Consider the following 17,379-nt stretch of genomic DNA (forward strand, 5'->3'; position numbering starts at 1 on the left):
TATTTATGCACCTGCCACAGAGTTTATCGCCCCTGAAACAAACGAAAATGCGACCAAAAGGACGAAAAGAATAATAACGGATATCCACCCTGCTTTTTTGGAGATGCCTCCCGTTTTGTGAAGACCGATCGCTAATAATACATAGCTCCAAATGCTGAAGATTTCAAATGTATTTAATACATTGGCTAAAGGCATGTCTGAAGGAATAATTCCCGCAAGTGACGTCATGCTGTAAAGTGAACTTGTGTCAGTTGTAAAAGCAACAATTCCGTTGATCAATAATCCTAAGCTGCTGATTAAGGAGACAAACAGACCGAGAGAAAGCATTTTCTTATACGTCGTTACGCCTCCTGATATTTTCACACAGAGCCAATAAATGAGAGGTGCAATAAATAAAGCTGCAATTCCGCCGAGAATCGAACCTGCCATTGCTCCAAACTTGGTAATAGTGGCGACAGTTGAAATCTGCTCAGGCGATAAACCTTCAGTATCCGTCGCTTTAAGAAGCTCGCTATAATCCGTTCCGAGACCCTGCAATACAGCACCAACTATGATGATTGCCGCAACAATCAAGAGCGGGCCCCATACAACCGGCCTTTCTCTTATTCTCTCAAATTGAGTTCCAGGACTTGTGATCACTCCAAAAAGGGATGGCTTTTCAGTTGACACTCCGCCGTTTTTTTCTACATTTGCTTCCATATATAAAACCTCCTTGAACATATCTAGCTGATAATACGAAAGGATCTAAAAAAAGTTTCATATTTTTTTAAAAAAATCCCAAATCATTCAATAGGCCTTCAGACTTTCAAACTGCAGGCTTTTATTCGGCAGCTATGCTGTATTGCGCTTTCACCAGTCCTGCATAAATACCTCCTTTCGTAAGCAGCTGTTCGTGGCTGCCCTCTTCCATTTTCCTGCCGTGATCAAGAACGATGATATGGTCGGCGTCGCGGATCGTGGACAATCTATGGGCAATCATGACGGCTGTACGGCCTTTCAGCAAAGTTTTTAAAGCCTGCTGGATTTTGACTTCTGTCTCTGTATCAATGCTTGCCGTGGCTTCGTCAAGAATGATAATAGCAGGATCTGCGAGCAGCGCTCTTGCGAAGGAAATGAGCTGGCGCTGACCGGCGGATAGTACGCTGCCCCTTTCTTCCACTTCTGTTTCGTATCCTTCTGCTAAACCAGATATAAACTCATCCGCTCCGACTGCTTGAGCAGCTTTTATCACTTCTTCGTCTGACGCATCCGGCCTTCCGAAACGAATATTTTCCATAATCGTTCCCGAGAAAATAAACGTATCTTGAAGCACAATGCTGATTTGAGAGCGTAAACTGGCAATGGCCAGGTCTTTTATCGGAGTGCCGTCTATTTTAATGGTTCCTCCTGTTGCATCATAAAATCGGCTGATTAAATTGGCAATCGTTGTTTTCCCGCTCCCCGTGTGTCCGACTAGTGCAAGTGTCGAGCCTGCAGGAATAGAAAAGGAAACGGCATGAAGTGCCTTTCGTTTTTCATCATAAGAAAATTCAACCTCTTCAAAGCTGATATGGCCTTTAATATTTTTCTTGTGAATGGCATCCCGCTTTTCCTTGACGTTCGGCTGTTCGTCTAAAAACTCGAAAATCCGCTCTGACGAGGCCATCCCCATTAACAATTGGTTATAAACCTGGCCTAATCTTGAAATAGGCTCCCAAAACATGCCTAAATAGAAGGCGAAAGATACGAAGACACCTATTGTAATAGTTTGGTTCATGATGAGTGTGGCGCCATACCATATTAATACAGCCGTTCCTATCGCATTTGTCATTTCTACCAGCGGACGGAACACAGCATTTTTTCTTGTTGCTTCCCGCCATGATTGATAGTTCTCCTGATTGACTCCGTCAAAATACGCCATGTTTTCTTGTTCCTGCGTGAAAGCCTGCGTTACGCGGATACCTTGTATGCTTTCATTTAAATGGGAGTTCAGCTTTGATTGCTTCAGACGCACCGTTTGCCATGAACGGCGGATTTTTTTTCTGAGACTTGTTGAAATAAAAAACATAATCGGCAGAGTCACCATGATGGCTATGGTCAGTTCAGGACTCAGCGTGAATAAAATGATGACGACTCCCGCCAAAAGCAATAAATCTGTTAATAAGTTAATCACGCCGCTTGTGAAAAGCTCCTGAAGGGAGTTAATGTCATTCATAATTCTGACGAGAATAGACCCTGCCGATCTCTGATCAAAAAATCGGTGGGACAAGCGCTGCACATGGGTAAATAAATGCTGGCGCAAATCGTAAATGACATGCTGGCCAAGCTGGTTCATCCATCTGATCCTTAGCATATTGGCTGCATAATTAACAGCGTATAAAACGCTGATCAAAATAATCAGCTGCATCAGCAATTCCGAATTCTTTGCTGTAATGGCTTGATCGAGAACATAAACACCGATCAGAATAGGAATGACAAGCTTCACAGCAGTCCCAATCAAAACGGTGAGAAAAGAAAGCGGCAGAATTGTTTTTCCGTATGGTTTGACATAGCTTAACAGCCGCCACATTTGAGCCCAGTTAAACGGTTTTTCAATGATTTCATCTGAAGAATAATAGAAACGCTCCAAAATCCCCTGTTTTTTTGCTTGTTTCATATGTTCCTCCCTATCCGACCTGATGCGGCTCATTTATCATATTGACGTCCCGGTATTGCAAATCGTATATCTTTTTGTAATAGCCGTTCTTGGCAAGAAGCTCGTGATGATTGCCTCTTTCACGAATGCTACCTTTATCGAAGACAAGAATTTCATCTGCGTGTTTCAGTGAAGAAATGCGGTGAGCGATGATAAAGGTTGTGCGGTTTTTCATGACTTCTTTTAACGCAAGCTGTATGCTGTGCTCAGTTTGCATATCTACTGCACTTGTGGCGTCATCTAATATTAAAATGCTCGGGTTTAAACAGATGGCTCTGGCAATAGCAATGCGCTGCTTCTGACCTCCAGAAAGCCCCAGCCCCCTTTCTCCAAGCATGGTGTCATATCCGTCAGGCAGTTCCATAATAAAATCGTGGGCCTGAGCTCTTTTTGCCGCATTTATAATGTCGTCCATCGAAGCATCCGGCTTCCCGTATGAAATATTTGATCGAATAGTAGATGAAAATAGGAATGATTCTTGAAGTACAACTCCAATATTTGAGCGAAGGGTTTTTAATGAATAATCTGTGATAGGTTTATGATCAATGGTGATGATTCCGCCTGCAGGACTGTAAAATCTAGTGAGGAGCTGTGTGACTGAGCTTTTTCCAGATCCTGTAGGACCCAAAAGTCCGATCATCTTTCCGCTTTTTGCTTCAAAGCTTACATCGGAAAGCGCGTTCGTTTGTTCATTTCTGTATGTGAGAGTTACATCTTTGAATGAGACATCTCCGGTTAACTTTGGCTGATTTAAAGCATGAACGTGGTCTTTGATGTCTTCCTCTTCATCAAGAATGTCTAACAGACGCTCTCCTGAGGCTTTTGCCTGAGAAAACATATTAATCACAAAACCTAAGTTCATAATCGGCCACATCATATAATTGACAAGACTGAAGAAAGCGACAAGCTCACCCGGATTCAGCTGATTTTGCATGACCAAATAGCCGCCGTATGAAAGAAGAGCCACAATACAAATATTGCCGATAAACTCCATCAGCGGAAAATACGCAGACCAGATGGATGACGTTTGTAAATATTTTGTTCTGTAGGCCGCATTTGCCTTATTAAAGGCGCTGATTTGAAAATCTTCTCTTGATAGTGACTTAACTGTGTTGATGCCGCTGATATTTTCCTGCACCTTTGTATTGAGCTTTGCAAACGATTTTCTGATGCCTCGGAATGCGGGGTGTACTCTTTTGTCAAACTGATATACCGCGACCGCCAGAAAAGGCAAAGCAGCGATTGTTACCAGCGTAAGCGGAACCGAATAGTAAAACATGACCGATAAGCTGATTGCAACCAGCAAGCCGAATCGAATAAACTCAGCAAGCCCGTAGGATAAAAAAAACCTGAGCCCTTCAACATCGGCTGTCAGCCTGGACATCAAATCACCTGTTTTTGCGTTGTCATAGTAAGAAAAAGAAAGCCTCTGCAGTTTTGCATACAGGCCATTTCTCAGCCGATAAACAGATTTGATGCCAAACATATCACCTAAATACTGATGAAAAAAAGTGGCAGTTCCTTTTACAGCCATAACCGCAATAAATCCCAGACTGATCCATGCTGCAAGCTGATACTGCCTCCCCAGTACGATCTCATCAATCGTAATTTGCAGAATGATCGGATAAACGACCGTAATGGCTGTCATCAAAACCATCGCCAGAAGCGACCACATAAACACCTTTCTGTACGGCCAATAAAATGCTTTTAATCTTTTAAATGTCTCCATACCCAGCACCCTTCCAGTTTTTTCACCCTTACTATATCGATTCCAGAAATAAATTTCTATTATTTTTCAAAAATTCAATCTAATGGTGGAGATAGTCTCTTACTTTATATGGTGGGACTTATGTAAAATAAATGCCTACAGAAAATCATTGTATGCAGGATGATGAGCAGGATATGCAAAAAAAGAGGGATATGACTTTTAACGCAAAAACCGGACGGCTTTATCGCCGTCCGGTTTTCATCCCCCGCTGACAGGAGGAATAACAGCCACCGTGTCACCGGAAGATACTGAGGTATTTTCTTTGACGTAGTTTTCATTTACAGCAATCATAGCCGTATCAATTGATTCAAGTCCGTATTGTTCCTTTAATACCGCTTTTATATCATCGGTTGTTGCTTGTTCCATATCAATTTCAAGCGTTGACGTGCCGGCCTTTTCAGCAAGTCCCGCAAACAAAAGAATGTTAATCATGCTGCTCTCCCTCACTTACATCTGGTTTTCCATTCGGATAAGCTGTTGTCTCAAGCTGGTCACCGATCCATTGCTCTCCGTCTTCCCAAATTTCTTTTTTCCAAATAGGCACAATCTGTTTAATGCGTTCGATTGCATACTCATTGGCTTCATAAGCGGCTTTTCGATGGGGAGAAGACACAGCGATGACAACTGCCGCTTCGCCGATATCCAGTACACCGATCCGATGTGTGATAGCAGCCGAAGCACCTTTCCATTTCTCTTCTATTTCAGCCCCGATTTGGGCCAGCATCTGCACAGCCATCGGTTCATAAGCCTCATATTCCAGCCGGATTGTTTTTTTTCCGTTTGTCCACTCCCGAACTGTCCCGATAAACGTGGTAATAGCTCCGGCTTCCCGTCTCTCTACTTTTTTTATGATATCTTCAGTAACGATGGGTGTTTTCGTAATCTCAAACCGTCCCATTACACAGATTCCCCTTTCAGCTGTGAAAGCACATAATCAACTGCTGCTGGATCATTCGCGTGAAAAACGGGTAATCCTTGGTTTGCAGCCATTTGTTCTTTTTCTCTGTATATAATTGCGATGATATTTACTGCCTGCAGTTCAGCCAGATCATTCTTATCTCGTACTATTACTACTTTAGGATAAGGAGCTTTTTTAAAGCCTTCTATGAGCAGGCAATCCATATCGAGAAAGCGATATAACTCGATCAGCTGCGGGAGATCCCATTTACGGCGGGCTGTAAGCTGTAAAACACCCGCTCCTTCTACTGCTGTTACATCAGCTCCCGCAGCTTGGTAACGGTCAGTGTCTTTTCCTTCAGTGAATGCTTCCGGTTCACCGCCATGACCGTGATGCTTCAGGCAGCCTGCATGCAGCCCCTGTAGTGCGGCTTTTTTAAGAATACGCTCTATCAACGTTGTTTTTCCGCTGTTTTGGAATCCTACAACTTGGACGATCGGGAAAGGACGGACCAAGGCCACTCACTTCCATTCTCTTCTCTGATCAGCAGCACGTGGACCGTTCTGCCTGATTCGTAACCTCTCGTACCGCCCGGCAGGATGATAAACGCATTCGCCTCTGCAAGTGAAGTGACAGAGCTTGACTTATCTAATCCAACGGGAGCCGCTAACAGCTTTCCTTCCTGATGGTGTACATAAGCACGTACAAATCGGGTAAAAGGATTCGGCTTCGGAAAGTCCTTAGTCAAAACAGCTTCTGCGCAAATTGGATGCGGTTTATCATGAAGCAGCCATGACCGGATCATCGGTTTTACAAACAGTTCAAAACCGACATAGCATGCCGACGGGTTACCTGACAGCCCAAACAGCAGCATATCGTTTGCATGAGCCACAGTCGTTACACTTCCCGGGCGCATAGCAACTTTATTAAAGAGCACATCAGCCCCGAGTCTTTCATAGATTGCAGGCAAAAAGTCAAAGTCACCCACTGACACGCCGCCTGTGGTGATTAGAAAATCAACCTTTTCCATTGCTTCCTCGACCGCAGCAAAGCTTTGATCAAGATCATCGGAGATTTTCCCTAAGTAAAGAGGTGAAGCGCCCGCTTCGATAACTTGTGCATATACCATACTGGCGTTACTGTTACGGATTTTCCCCGGCTCCAGCGGGTCACTGACATTCAGCAATTCAGTGCCGGTAGCGATAATTCCGACAACAGGCTTTCTCACGACAGGCACAGAAGCGTAGCCAAAGGTTGCCAGAAGAGCTGTTACCCCCGGGGTAATTCGCGTGCCCTTTCTGACTAAAACGCTCCCTTTTTGAGCATCTTCACCTGTTTTTGAAATATTGTCCCCTGGCTGGAAGCGGCGTTTTAAAGACATAAACGGCTGACCATTCTCTTCAAAGGCTTGAGTCAGCTCAATCATGACCACGGCATCCGCGCCTTTTGGAATTTGCGCACCTGTCATGATCCGCACTGCCTGAAACGCAGCAAGTTCTTTCTCAGATACAGCTCCTGCTCCGATATGGTCAATGACCTCAAAGCGGACAGGGTGCTCGCGTGAAGCTTCAGCCGTATCACATGCTCTGACAGCAAAACCATCATATGGCGAACGGTCAAATGCAGGCACATGGTGATCTGCCGTTACATCTTCAGCTAAAAATCGGTGAAGGCTATTTTCAAGCGCCACCCATTCTGTTTCCCCTCGTTTTTGAAATCGGCTGACACGCCGAACAGCTTCATCTACCGGTATCGGTGTTCTTTTCTCCAGCATTCTGAACCCTCCTGTTGTTACAATCCGATTACTCTTGCCAACACAGAATTGGCTTCTTTCACATCACTTGTTCCGTGTATCAGAGCCCGTCCGTCATTAAAAATGACGATTCTGAAATTTTCATAATAGACATGAAGCAAAAATGCATTGGCCTCTACCTTGCCGATTGTTTTCAGCCGACTGGCGAGCTCCTGCTTCGGTATTCTTTTTAATGACTCTGATCTGACTTGAACCGTATCACGGCCGCACAGCACAGCCGCTTTTGGCGTGTTCCATTCTTGAAGATAAGGATAAACTGCGTGCGCGCCGCACGACGGACAATCTTCGACTCGTACATTGCTAACGTTGATTTTCATATGTGAATTGTTCCAGACATCAAACGTGACAAACCCGCGCTGTATCGCCTCTGTGTTTCCCGTTAACAGTTTCAGCGCTTCCGCCTGCTGATAGGCTGAAACCATATGGACCGCAGGCGGAATAATCCCCGCTGTATCGCACGTCGCTCCGCCGACAGGAATTTGCTCAAACAAACAAGATAAACAAGGTGTCTCCCCCGGAATAATTGTCATGAACATCCCTTGGCTGCTTACACAAGCGCCATAAATCCACGGTGTCTTTGTTTTCTGAGCTAGATCGTTGATAAGCATGCGTGTTTCAAAATTATCTGTTGCATCGATGACAACATCCGCTTTTTCAATCAGCGGTTCAAGCGTTTCAGCCGTCCCCTCTGTAACGTATGCCTCAATATGTATGCCGCTGTTAATAGCGGATAAATGTTCTTTGGCAGCCATAGCTTTTGGCATGCGGAGTTCCGCATCGCTTTCTGTATAGAGCTGCTGCCTTTGCAGATTGCTCCATTCTACATAATCACGGTCAATGATGGTGACGGTGCCAACTCCCGCTCTCGATAGCCCTTCAGCTCCGGCTGTTCCGAGCGCTCCTGCTCCTACGATCAGCACGCGGCTGTCTGCCAGTCTTTGCTGGCCCTCTTCTCCAATTTGCTTAAATCTGATTTGCCGTGAATAACGCTCTTCCATCAAACCTGATCTCCTTATCTTTTATGTCAATCATACCATGATTTCCCCCCGTCAGTCCCAGCAGGAGAATGTCTTGAGTTCATTCAAACGCCTATAGTCATGTCGTGTATTAATATTCATAAACTCTTCCGGCACTGCCGCGATTTCCTCTGCCTGTACGTACCGAACTGAAATACGGTCTAAGAAATCTGATAGTTTTAATTTTTTCTCAGATAGCTGTTCATATAGAATAGGCATGATCCTTTTATGATACAGTGCTATCAATGGCTGCACTCGTCCGCCTGATATCGGGATGACTGCGTCCGTATCGGCAGTTACCATGCGCCTGAGCTCCGCCATCGTCCTTTTTCGTATCAGCGGTGTGTCACAGGATAGAATCGTATAAAGGTCACCGTCTGTCTTTTCAAAAGCAGTATAGATACCAGCCAATGGGCCCATTCCTTGGAACGGCTCCGCGTCTTGATACACTTCGGTTTCGCCATTCTCTTGAAATCTATCGATAAACTCGGGACGGCTGATGATGACCGCTTGCTCACCCAGCGACTTTTTAGCCCATTCGTAAAACATTCGGCCTCTCCATTTTACAAACGCCTTGGGCTCCCCAAACCGGCGTGAGGCTCCTCCTGCTAAAAGTACATTTATATGTTTCATGCTCTCACCTCTAGTTACCAAAAGCATAGCAAAAGCAAGGCCCCAACGCCAATGCTTGTCTGTTTATTAAAGAGGAATAGCTGTTCAGTATTTGCATATTGTAATGTTAACATCATGAGGGAGATGGTTCGATTGAAAAGAACAGGTCCTTTTTTCCATGACGTGTCACAGGAGAACCTTTATTTAAAATCAGAGCTGTCAAGGTGCCGTAAACTAATTTCCGAGCTTGAGGCAAGCTACTTCCATCAGAAAAATAACAAACTGCTCAAAGAAAATACCAATATGAAAGAAAAACTTCAGCAGCTGTCCGCTGAGCTAAAGCAAATGTCAATGAAAGAACAACACGCCTCCTATACGAGCCATACACTGCATCAAATGAGAGCTGAACTGCTCGATAAAATCGTCACCTTGCAGGAGCTTCTTTCCGCAGAAACCTACAAACGCAAAACCGAAATCGAAGAAAAACATAAGCTTCATATCGAAAAAATCAAAATTGAGGAAGAAAATAAAAATTTGCATAAACAAATTATTCATCTTAATACCTCTATCCAGCGAGAACAGAACGAATTGTTTCAAGCGAAGCAGCAAGCTGAAACGATAAAAGCCGAAAACGGACGCTTGAAAGAGCAAATGATAGAAAAAGAATACCAGCTAAAACATATCAAAATAGAAATAGATCATATGAAAGATCGAATCATAGAAACAAAAGAAAGGCTGCTTGAAATAGAAAAAACGAAAGAAAAACTATTTCAAGAAACTATTATTTCGTACAAACGGCAGCTTGATGAAAGTGATGCCTGGATTGCTTCTCATTTTGCCGATATTGATGGCGGTGCGAAACAGAAAGAAAAAACGGCAGAAGAAGCTCAAACCGTTTACGCACCGTCAAGTCATGTAGAGACCATCCTTGAAGATGTCACAAAACAAGTAAATGAACTTCAAAAACAGCTGACCAGAGCCCAATCATCTGACCAGCTTATCAACCATAAAATTGAAGAGCTGAAGAGCCGTGCCGCCGAAGAAAAACCTTATCAAAAATGGGTGTATAAGCTTAATCTTGAAAAAGAAAACAAACCTTCACCGAAAAAAACCCAATAATAAAAAAACTGCTTGAGCTCCCAAGCAGTTTTTCTGTGTGCTTATTCTGTTGCTGATTCAGCTGATTCGATGTCACCCTCTAAAATGTACTGGCCGCGATACGGTTTTTTCACTTCCGGATACATTTTAATTAAACTTTGCATAAACGTTGTCATATTAGGGATTTCAAGACCGCTTTCCTTTTCAATCTCTTTTTGAAGTTCGGAGCTCTTAATTGCCGCGTTGTGGCGTTTTAATGTTTTAATAGCCGCTTCACGCAGTTTAGCTGCTTTAGATCCCGGTCTTGCCGTTCCTCTTCTTCTTCTAGTCGCTCCATCTGGTATACCGGCAGGAAGAGAGGAAATAGATTGAAGCTGAGGCTGGGCGGACTGCTGCTGTGATGGCGGCTGATAGCTTCTGATTTCCTGAGCTGCAAGCTCGGCGAGAACTGGCAGAGAGTCAGTTTTTCTTTCAGAACGGAACTCCTTTTTCGTTTCGGAAGTGCTTCCATTTCTGTCCAGCTCTCTTAATTTTGCGTATATTTTATCGCGTTCAATTTGATATTCACGAATGACTTTTACTTCAGCTTCATTTAATTGTTCTAATCGCAAGCGCAAAGCTTCTCTTTCATTAAACATTCCTCAATGTACCCCCTATCAGAATTAACATCTTTAATTAAGATATTAGATTACAAAAGTAATTTTATCAACTATTATTTTAGCATTTTACTATTATATTTACTCTATGAAAAATTCCTTATTTTCTGAAAATGTTTTATTTTTTAACAGACCTCTTTATTCACAAGGGTTCAAGAGCTTATGTCAGTCATTTGGAATAAAGTTGAAAATATATCTTTTAATTACTTCTTTAATGAAATTTAGTGTAATATCTACAATTTTCGCGTGCAGGGATATGAAAAATATCTAAATATGCAGAAAAACATAAGAAATTAGGTCTCGTTTTTAGAAGATAAATCATTAAAAAGCGTTTTTCTTATACCCAAATATGGAAAAATAAGCTTCTTACTCTTTTCCTTTTTTGCGCAAATAAAAAAACCTGATTAGGATCAGGTTTTTAATTTGCGCACAATTATTCAGCTTCTTGTTCTGTTTCAGCCAAAACGCGGTTCACACGTTTTTCAAGCATTTTCATGCCGCTGCCGCCGGCTTGAAAATGACGAAGCTGTCCTGTTTTATCAAACACATAGTACGCAGGCACATACTCGTTTTCAAATGCGTCGGTTAAGGTATGGTCGCTGTCAACAAAAATAGGCTGAGTAATGTCATGTTCAGCAGCTACTTCTTTGATTTTGTCGAGATCCAGGTCATCTTCGGAACGAGGCATATGAACAGCTACAACGTTCAGCTTGTCTTGATATTTGTCACGGAATTCATTCACCTGCGGCATTGCTTCTTTGCACAGGTGGCAGCTGATGGACCAGAAATGAATAAGTGTCGGTTTTTCTCCAATCAGTTGTTCTTTTGTTACTTCACCATTGAACCAAGCTTTTTCTCCTGTCAATTCAGGCATTGGCTGACGTAATTTCATCGCTTTTCCCTCCTAGTGAGCAGTAAGAGTCAAAAAGGCCTAACGAATTGTTAGACCTTTTTCTTTCGTTCTCAAAAAGAATTAAAGTGTTTTTTGACCTGGTTTCCAGTTAGCCGGGCATAGTCCGCCTGTTTGAAGTGCTTGAAGTACTCGAAGCGTTTCATCAACGTCACGGCCGATGTTGTTATGGAAAACCGTTTGATATTGTAGCTCGCCTTCAGGATTGATAATAAACAATCCGCGAAGTGCAACGCCTTCTTCTTCAATTAAAACGCCATATTCACGGGATACTTCATGGTTAGTATCAGCAGCAAGCGGATATTTCAGCTGACCAAGACCATTTTCTTTGCGGTCTGTGTTGATCCACGCCAAGTGAGTATGGATTGTATCAGTTGAAACGCCGATCACTTCAGCATCAAGATCTTCGAATTCGTCATAACGGTCAGACATCGCTGTAATTTCTGTCGGACAGACAAAAGTAAAGTCCATTGGATAGAAGAAAAGAACCGTCCATTTATCGTTTTTCATGTTTTCTTCAAGACTTACTTTGCCAAATTCCTTATTTGCAAGAACTGCTTCCATTTCAAAACGAGGAGCTTGTTTACCTACCATACGTTCTGCCATATGTATCCCTCCAATTGATAGTTTGGCTTTAAAAGCCAGATGAACAAGAAAATAAAGGAAAATATTCCTTATTTCGTCAATAACCTCGCAATGACTATTATATCGAACCGCATTTTCCCAGTCAATTTTTAACAAAGAATACATGTCTTTGCCTTCGACATTTTACGGTAAAAAGTTTAACATGTTCATGTATAGGGAAACAAACTTTAACATGCTGCAACACATTCAGAAAGGAAGCTCCAACATGGATTTTATTACACAGTATGATTGGACAGGTCTTGTCACCAGTGCGGGTGTTTTACTCATTAAGCTCGTCATTATGATTTGCTTATATTTTATCGTTCGATCTGTAGGCATGAGAATTATTAAACATCTATTTGCAAAATTTGAAGCCCAAAACAGCCTGTCTATCGGACGCGCTCACACGCTCCGAAGCCTGACACTTAACGTATTTGCTTACATATTGATTTTTATTTTTTTCGTTATGGTTCTGGATTTGTTTCATTACGACCCGAGCGCTCTTTTAGCAGGTGCGGGAATCGTAGGTCTGGCGGTCGGTTTTGGCGCCCAAGGCCTTGTCAGCGACATCGTGACAGGTTTTTTTATTCTGCTTGAAAAACAATTGGATGTCGGAGATTATATAACCGTTGCGACCTTTGACGGAATTGTGGAGCAGGTCGGTTTAAGAACGACCCAAATCCGCAGCTTTGACGGCACACTGCATTACATTCCGAACCGGAACATCACAAATGTAAGCAACCATTCCCGCGGAACGATGCAGGCGCTGGTTGATATTAAAGTCCCGGCTGAAAGAAACCTCGATGAAACCATTCACATCTTACAACATGTATGTGACGAAACGGCAGCTGCTCTTCCACAAATAAAAGAGGGTCCTAATGTCATTGGCATTCAAGAGCTGGGAACCTCTGAAATTGTGATCAGAGTCATTGCAAAAACAGAAAATATGGAACAGTGGCGGGTCGAACGAGTGCTGAGAAAAGAAATAAAAACCGCACTCGATCGCGCTTTTCCTAAAGAAACAGAATAACAAAAGAACCGAAGCTTTTGCTTCGGTTTTTACTTTACTGAATTCTGCTTTCAACTTCGCTGCAAATTTCTTCAGCAGTCATCCCGGAAGCTGTAATGACCGGTGCTTGTGTTACTGTATCGGCAATACCTTGCACATTGTTGTCTAGCCCTGTTACGACACAGCAGTCACAGCCTTTTGCATCTGCAGGACTTTTCATCATGACAACGTCATATCCTTTTTCTCTTAATGCAGCTTCTACATCTGATAACGACTGTTCAATTCCTATTTTTTTTGTCATAAAGAACACCTCCGTTAAATAGGGTGCTCATCATATGGCATTTTATTCTTTCCATTGTACTTAATTGGCATAAACAGAAAAATAACCTGTCATCACGTTAACCGCTGTTTCGATCGCATTTTCATCAGGATTCAGCTTCGCGTGATGGAGTCCGTGCGCGGAATCAGCGCCGAGCCAGAACATGAAACCCGGGTATTTTTTCAGCATGTAGCCAAAATCCTCTCCTGTCATCGCTTCTTTTGCTTCGATTACTTGTGCCAATTTTTGCTCAGCAACAAAAGACATAAACTCCTCTGTGAGCCCGCTTGTATTGTAAACTTGGTGATACACAGACGGATACGTCACTTTTCCTTTACACCGGAAGCCGATTTCGATTCCCTTTACTAAATCTTCGATCCGTTCCTTTACCTGCTTCATGGATTCTTCAGAAAGCGTGCGGATTGTGCCTTCCAGGTGAGCTGTTTGCGCAATAATATTTTGCGCGGAGCCGCCCGTAATCGTACCGATAGTAATCACAGCGCTGTCCAGCGGGTCTGTGTTTCTGGAGATGATCGTTTGCAATTGAGTAACGAGTGTGCTTGCCGCTACAACCATATCCTCAGCTAAGTGCGGATAAGCGGCATGCCCCCCTTTGCCTTCCAGGTCAATGACAAGCTCTGATGTATTCGCAAAAAGCAAACCGCTTTTTGTCGCGATGGTGCCGACCGGAAGCTCTGGAGCAATATGAAGCGCAGTGATGAGATCAGGCTGCCACTTTTTTAAGACGTCGCTCTCAAGCATCGGTTCCGCTCCCCCTGGCCCTTCCTCTGCCGGCTGAAATAAAAAGAGCAGATCATGCTTAACAGGGTGATGAACAAAGTGGTCGATGATGCCCAGCGCAATCGTCATATGCAAATCATGTCCGCAGGCGTGCATGTTGCCGTGATGCTCTGATGCGAATGGCAGCCCTGTCTGCTCTTCGATTGAAAGCGCGTCAATGTCCGCTCGGTATCCGAGCATTTTGTCCGGCGCTGTTCCGTTCACTTTCACAAAAAGTCCGGTTCTCCATTTCTCAATTTCAATTCTGTCTTTCGGATATTGCTCCAAGACGTTTAATAAATATTGCTGTGTTTTGAATTCCTGAAATCCAAGCTCGGGAATACGGTGCAGATCTCTGCGAATTGCAATGAGCTCCTCTTTCTTCATTTTCATTTCCTCCTGCCTATACGAATAAGGCGTGGATATATCATCCACGCCTTTTTGATCAAATCATTCCTTACAGCTGGCGTAATTCCTGCTTGATTTCGGTTTTGCCTTTTGTTTTCTCATCGATATCTTTAATTTTCTTAGCAGGTGTTCCCGCAACAACTGTGTATGGCTCAACATCGTTCACTACGATCGCTCCCGCAGCGACAACAGCTCCTTTACCGACTGTTACACCTTCGAGTACGACAGCATTTGCACCGATCACAACGTCGTCTTCAATGACAACCGGTTTAGCGGATGGCGGCTCAATAACGCCCGCAAGCACAGAACCCGCACCGATGTGACAGTTTTTACCGACAGTAGCTCGTCCGCCAAGAACAACGTTCATATCGATCATTGTACCTTCTCCGATAACTGATCCGATATTGATAGAAGCCCCCATCATGATGACTGCGTTATCGCCGATTTCAACTTGGTCGCGGATGATCGCACCCGGCTCGATGCGCGCTTTGACATCTTTAAGATCAAGCATAGGAATCGCAGAGTTGCGGCGGTCATTTTCTACCACGTAATCTTCGATTTTGCTTTGGTTTTCTTCAATTGCTGTTTTGATTTCGCTCCATTCACCGAAAACAACACCAGTGTTTCCGTTTAGAAAAGCTTTCGCAGATTCACCGAAATTGATTCCTTCCAGCTCACCTTTTACATAAACCTTTACAGGTGTAGATTTTGTGCTATTTTGAATAAATGAAATAATTTCATTTGCGTCCATCATTTTCATATGTATAGTCCTCCTCCTGATTTTCTACCTCATTACTGTATCAAAGGAAAGATACAAAGACAAGAAAAAAAGGAAACAGCCGCTCGGCAGTTCCCTTTGCATCTATCAGACAGCACAGCCGCTTTTTCTGGCAAATTGTCTGCCGAATTCCTTTAATACTTCTTCTTCTTCCCCTTCAGGATTCATTTCAACCTTTACGGAAGGAAGCACAATTTCGCCGCCTCGTTCTTTTATTTTCTCTTCAAGCGTATCTACAGCACCGCAGAAATATTCATATGCTGTATCACCGGAACCGAAAACGGCGCATGTTTTTCCGGTAAAGTCAAGGGCTTCCATTTCTTCGGCAAGGTCAAGAAATTCGTCAGGCAGATCACCGTCTCCCCATGTATAGGTTCCTAAGATGATATGTTCATAATCATTAAACAGCTCGGCATCATCAATGTCCATCGCTTCAAATCGATCTACTTCCGCTTCCGCCTCCTGAAGACCCTTTTCAATCAAATCAGCCATGGCTTCTGTGTTGCCTGACATCGTTGCGTAAACCAGCAAAATCTTCCCCAATTCCGTATTCCTCCTCTAATGAATCATTGCTGAAACTTCGTACGGCTGGACAAATTTACATTCATACAAGCCTGCACAAAAGAAATTTTCTTTTTGATTGGCGACTCTCCATCCATGACCTTTAATGGTATCGAACCATTTTAGCTCTCGGGCCTCAAGATCAGCCTGATAAATCCTCGAATAGCCATTTTCGTCTTGAGCCGTTGTGACATAAATAATGCCATCATCCTCTGAAATATCAAGAAACGATTCTTCTTTTTTGATCATGCTGGAATGTATCGTGACTTCTTCAGCCGTTAAAATATGTTGTGCAGTGACGGCTCCGCGCTTTCCTTTTGCAGAGCCCATTGCAGCAACCAGCCATTTTTCATCGAACACAAGCATGGATGCCGTCATACGGCTGTCTTCTTTTTTTACCATTCGGACAGCGCCTCGTTTGAAATCGTAAGCCCAAATCCCTCCGAAACATTCGTGTATTTGTGTACCAATATAAAGATTCCCGCCATGCAGACACAGTGAACGGATAACAGGCGGATGTTCAAATTCCGCAAAGGGTTTGGCAACCCGCCACGAAATACCGAAGTCTTCTGATACATAAATGCAGTGCTTGCCATGGGCGCAAACAAATCCATCATTCCTGCCGGTAATCGACCACACTGTCGCATTTGTCGGGAAGCTCGACATCGTCCAGCTTTTCCCTTCGTCAGATGAACGAATGATCGTTCCCTTTTCACCGACACCGAATAAGTAAGGACCGATGTAACTGATGCAGTGTATTTTCGCTTTTAAACGAAAAAGCTTTTTCCAGCCTTGTTCCAAAGAATAATGAAAAATGCCTTCTCTTTTTACTGCCACAAAATAGCCAGAAAACGCCGATGCCGCAACAGCTGTCGCCCCTTTATGAAACATGGCTTTTTCCCTTGTTCATAAAGTCTGCCCATGCAAGAAAACCTCTTGCAAATTCTCTGCAGCTTTCCACGTCATCATCCGTTTCAGGGGCAAGCTCAATTTTAAGTGTTTCTTGATAGACAGCAGCTCCCGCCTCTTGCAGCATGTCACTGAACAAATTGACAGCTTCGCAAAACTTTGGATAAGAGTAATCCCCCGAGCCGAAGCAAGCTGTTTTCAAACCGTTCAGCTGGAGCTGCTGAACCTCTTCGAAAAAGTCCTCTGCTTCGTAAGGCAAATCGCCATCTCCCCATGTGTAGGTGCCAATGAGCACATAATCATAAGAAGTCAGAGCCGATGCCTCCGCGTCATCCATATCGATGCAATCAATGTCTAGACTATACTCCTGCAGCGTATCTTTTATAATTCCGGCAATGTCTTCGGTATTTCCTGACATGCTGGCATATGTAATCAAGGCTTTTGCCATGTTATCACCTCATAATTGATAATGATTTTCAATATCATATGTATCACTTTAAATGATAATGATTTTCATTGTCAATATATAAATAAAAAAAGACAGCC

20 protein-coding genes are annotated in these 17,379 nt (G+C 43.3%); 2 read left to right on the plus strand and 18 right to left on the minus strand.

Features of this window, described 5'->3' with window-relative positions:
* Positions 1-3 precede the first annotated feature (3 nt).
* From yknW to DIC78_RS02260, 9 genes are all read right to left on the minus strand, one after another.
* Positions 4-699: a YknW family membrane protein gene (yknW, locus tag DIC78_RS02220; protein WP_024121240.1), complete on the minus strand. Its 696-nt coding sequence runs from the start codon at positions 697-699 to the stop codon at positions 4-6.
* A 121-nt stretch (positions 700-820) separates the two neighbouring features.
* Positions 821-2,635 carry an ABC transporter ATP-binding protein gene (locus tag DIC78_RS02225; protein WP_127695325.1) on the minus strand — a complete coding sequence of 605 codons (1,815 nt, stop codon included), beginning with the start codon at positions 2,633-2,635 and terminating at the stop codon, positions 821-823.
* Positions 2,636-2,645: 10 nt separating this feature from the next.
* The gene (locus DIC78_RS02230) at positions 2,646-4,403 is read right to left on the minus strand and encodes an ABC transporter ATP-binding protein (protein WP_127695327.1); all 1,758 of its coding nucleotides are present in this window, start codon (positions 4,401-4,403) and stop codon (positions 2,646-2,648) included.
* Positions 4,404-4,640: 237 nt separating this feature from the next.
* Entirely contained in the window at positions 4,641-4,874 is a 234-nt protein-coding gene (gene moaD, locus DIC78_RS02235; RefSeq protein ID WP_044156050.1) for a molybdopterin converting factor subunit 1, read from the minus strand.
* Positions 4,867-5,340 carry a molybdenum cofactor biosynthesis protein MoaE gene (locus DIC78_RS02240; RefSeq protein ID WP_044156051.1) on the minus strand — a complete coding sequence of 158 codons (474 nt, stop codon included), beginning with the start codon at positions 5,338-5,340 and terminating at the stop codon, positions 4,867-4,869. The genes moaD and DIC78_RS02240 overlap by 8 nt, the downstream gene beginning before the upstream one ends.
* Complete coding sequence (gene mobB / locus DIC78_RS02245) at positions 5,340-5,861, minus strand: molybdopterin-guanine dinucleotide biosynthesis protein B (RefSeq protein ID WP_127695329.1); 522 nt, start codon at positions 5,859-5,861, stop codon at positions 5,340-5,342. The genes DIC78_RS02240 and mobB overlap by 1 nt, the downstream gene beginning before the upstream one ends.
* Positions 5,822-7,114: a molybdopterin molybdotransferase MoeA gene (locus DIC78_RS02250; protein ID WP_127695331.1), complete on the minus strand. Its 1,293-nt coding sequence runs from the start codon at positions 7,112-7,114 to the stop codon at positions 5,822-5,824. The genes mobB and DIC78_RS02250 overlap by 40 nt, the downstream gene beginning before the upstream one ends.
* Positions 7,115-7,131: 17 nt before the next feature.
* Positions 7,132-8,151, minus strand: a complete 1,020-nt coding sequence (locus DIC78_RS02255; RefSeq protein ID WP_106022216.1) for a MoeB/ThiF family adenylyltransferase — start codon at positions 8,149-8,151, stop codon at positions 7,132-7,134.
* A 51-nt stretch (positions 8,152-8,202) separates the two neighbouring features.
* Entirely contained in the window at positions 8,203-8,802 is a 600-nt protein-coding gene (locus tag DIC78_RS02260) for a molybdenum cofactor guanylyltransferase (RefSeq protein WP_103671625.1), read from the minus strand.
* A 132-nt stretch (positions 8,803-8,934) separates the two neighbouring features.
* Here DIC78_RS02260 and DIC78_RS02265 point away from each other — a divergent pair, with 132 nt between their 5' ends.
* Positions 8,935-9,900 (plus strand): coiled-coil domain-containing protein, encoded by a 966-nt coding sequence (locus tag DIC78_RS02265; RefSeq protein ID WP_024121231.1) that lies wholly within the window; start codon positions 8,935-8,937, stop codon positions 9,898-9,900.
* Between the two features lie 41 nt (positions 9,901-9,941).
* Here DIC78_RS02265 and rok read toward each other — a convergent pair whose 3' ends face one another.
* The 3 genes from rok to ahpA all read right to left on the minus strand — a co-directional run bounded on the left by rok (position 9,942) and on the right by ahpA (position 12,051).
* A complete protein-coding gene (gene rok, locus DIC78_RS02270; RefSeq protein ID WP_024121230.1) occupies positions 9,942-10,517 on the minus strand; it encodes a transcriptional regulator Rok in 576 nt (191 codons plus the stop codon).
* 451 nt (positions 10,518-10,968) lie between these two features.
* Complete coding sequence (gene ykuV, locus DIC78_RS02275; protein ID WP_103671624.1) at positions 10,969-11,427, minus strand: thiol-disulfide oxidoreductase YkuV; 459 nt, start codon at positions 11,425-11,427, stop codon at positions 10,969-10,971.
* A gap of 81 nt (positions 11,428-11,508) precedes the next feature.
* Positions 11,509-12,051 carry a biofilm-specific peroxidase AhpA gene (gene ahpA, locus DIC78_RS02280; protein ID WP_010334066.1) on the minus strand — a complete coding sequence of 181 codons (543 nt, stop codon included), beginning with the start codon at positions 12,049-12,051 and terminating at the stop codon, positions 11,509-11,511.
* A 244-nt stretch (positions 12,052-12,295) separates the two neighbouring features.
* Between ahpA and DIC78_RS02285 the strand changes: the two genes are divergently transcribed.
* Entirely contained in the window at positions 12,296-13,099 is an 804-nt protein-coding gene (locus DIC78_RS02285) for a mechanosensitive ion channel family protein (RefSeq protein ID WP_024121228.1), read from the plus strand.
* 34 nt (positions 13,100-13,133) lie between these two features.
* Here DIC78_RS02285 and DIC78_RS02290 read toward each other — a convergent pair whose 3' ends face one another.
* The 6 genes from DIC78_RS02290 to DIC78_RS02315 form a co-directional block, all read right to left on the minus strand.
* A complete protein-coding gene (locus tag DIC78_RS02290; protein ID WP_010334064.1) occupies positions 13,134-13,379 on the minus strand; it encodes a YkuS family protein in 246 nt (81 codons plus the stop codon).
* Between the two features lie 60 nt (positions 13,380-13,439).
* Positions 13,440-14,564, minus strand: coding sequence for an N-acetyldiaminopimelate deacetylase (locus tag DIC78_RS02295; protein WP_106020381.1), 1,125 nt, complete (start codon positions 14,562-14,564; stop codon positions 13,440-13,442).
* Positions 14,565-14,634: 70 nt separating this feature from the next.
* Complete coding sequence (gene dapD / locus DIC78_RS02300) at positions 14,635-15,345, minus strand: 2,3,4,5-tetrahydropyridine-2,6-dicarboxylate N-acetyltransferase (RefSeq protein WP_024121226.1); 711 nt, start codon at positions 15,343-15,345, stop codon at positions 14,635-14,637.
* Between the two features lie 105 nt (positions 15,346-15,450).
* Positions 15,451-15,906: a flavodoxin gene (locus DIC78_RS02305; protein ID WP_024121225.1), complete on the minus strand. Its 456-nt coding sequence runs from the start codon at positions 15,904-15,906 to the stop codon at positions 15,451-15,453.
* Between the two features lie 15 nt (positions 15,907-15,921).
* Positions 15,922-16,815, minus strand: a complete 894-nt coding sequence (locus DIC78_RS02310) for a WD40/YVTN/BNR-like repeat-containing protein (protein ID WP_127695333.1) — start codon at positions 16,813-16,815, stop codon at positions 15,922-15,924.
* Entirely contained in the window at positions 16,805-17,281 is a 477-nt protein-coding gene (locus DIC78_RS02315) for a flavodoxin (protein WP_127695335.1), read from the minus strand. Before DIC78_RS02315 ends, DIC78_RS02310 begins: the two co-directional genes overlap by 11 nt.
* Between the last annotated feature and the right edge of the window lie 98 nt (positions 17,282-17,379).

It is taken from the genome of Bacillus halotolerans (genome assembly GCF_004006435.1).
In the GTDB taxonomy this organism is placed as follows: Bacteria; Bacillota; Bacilli; order Bacillales; family Bacillaceae; genus Bacillus; species Bacillus halotolerans.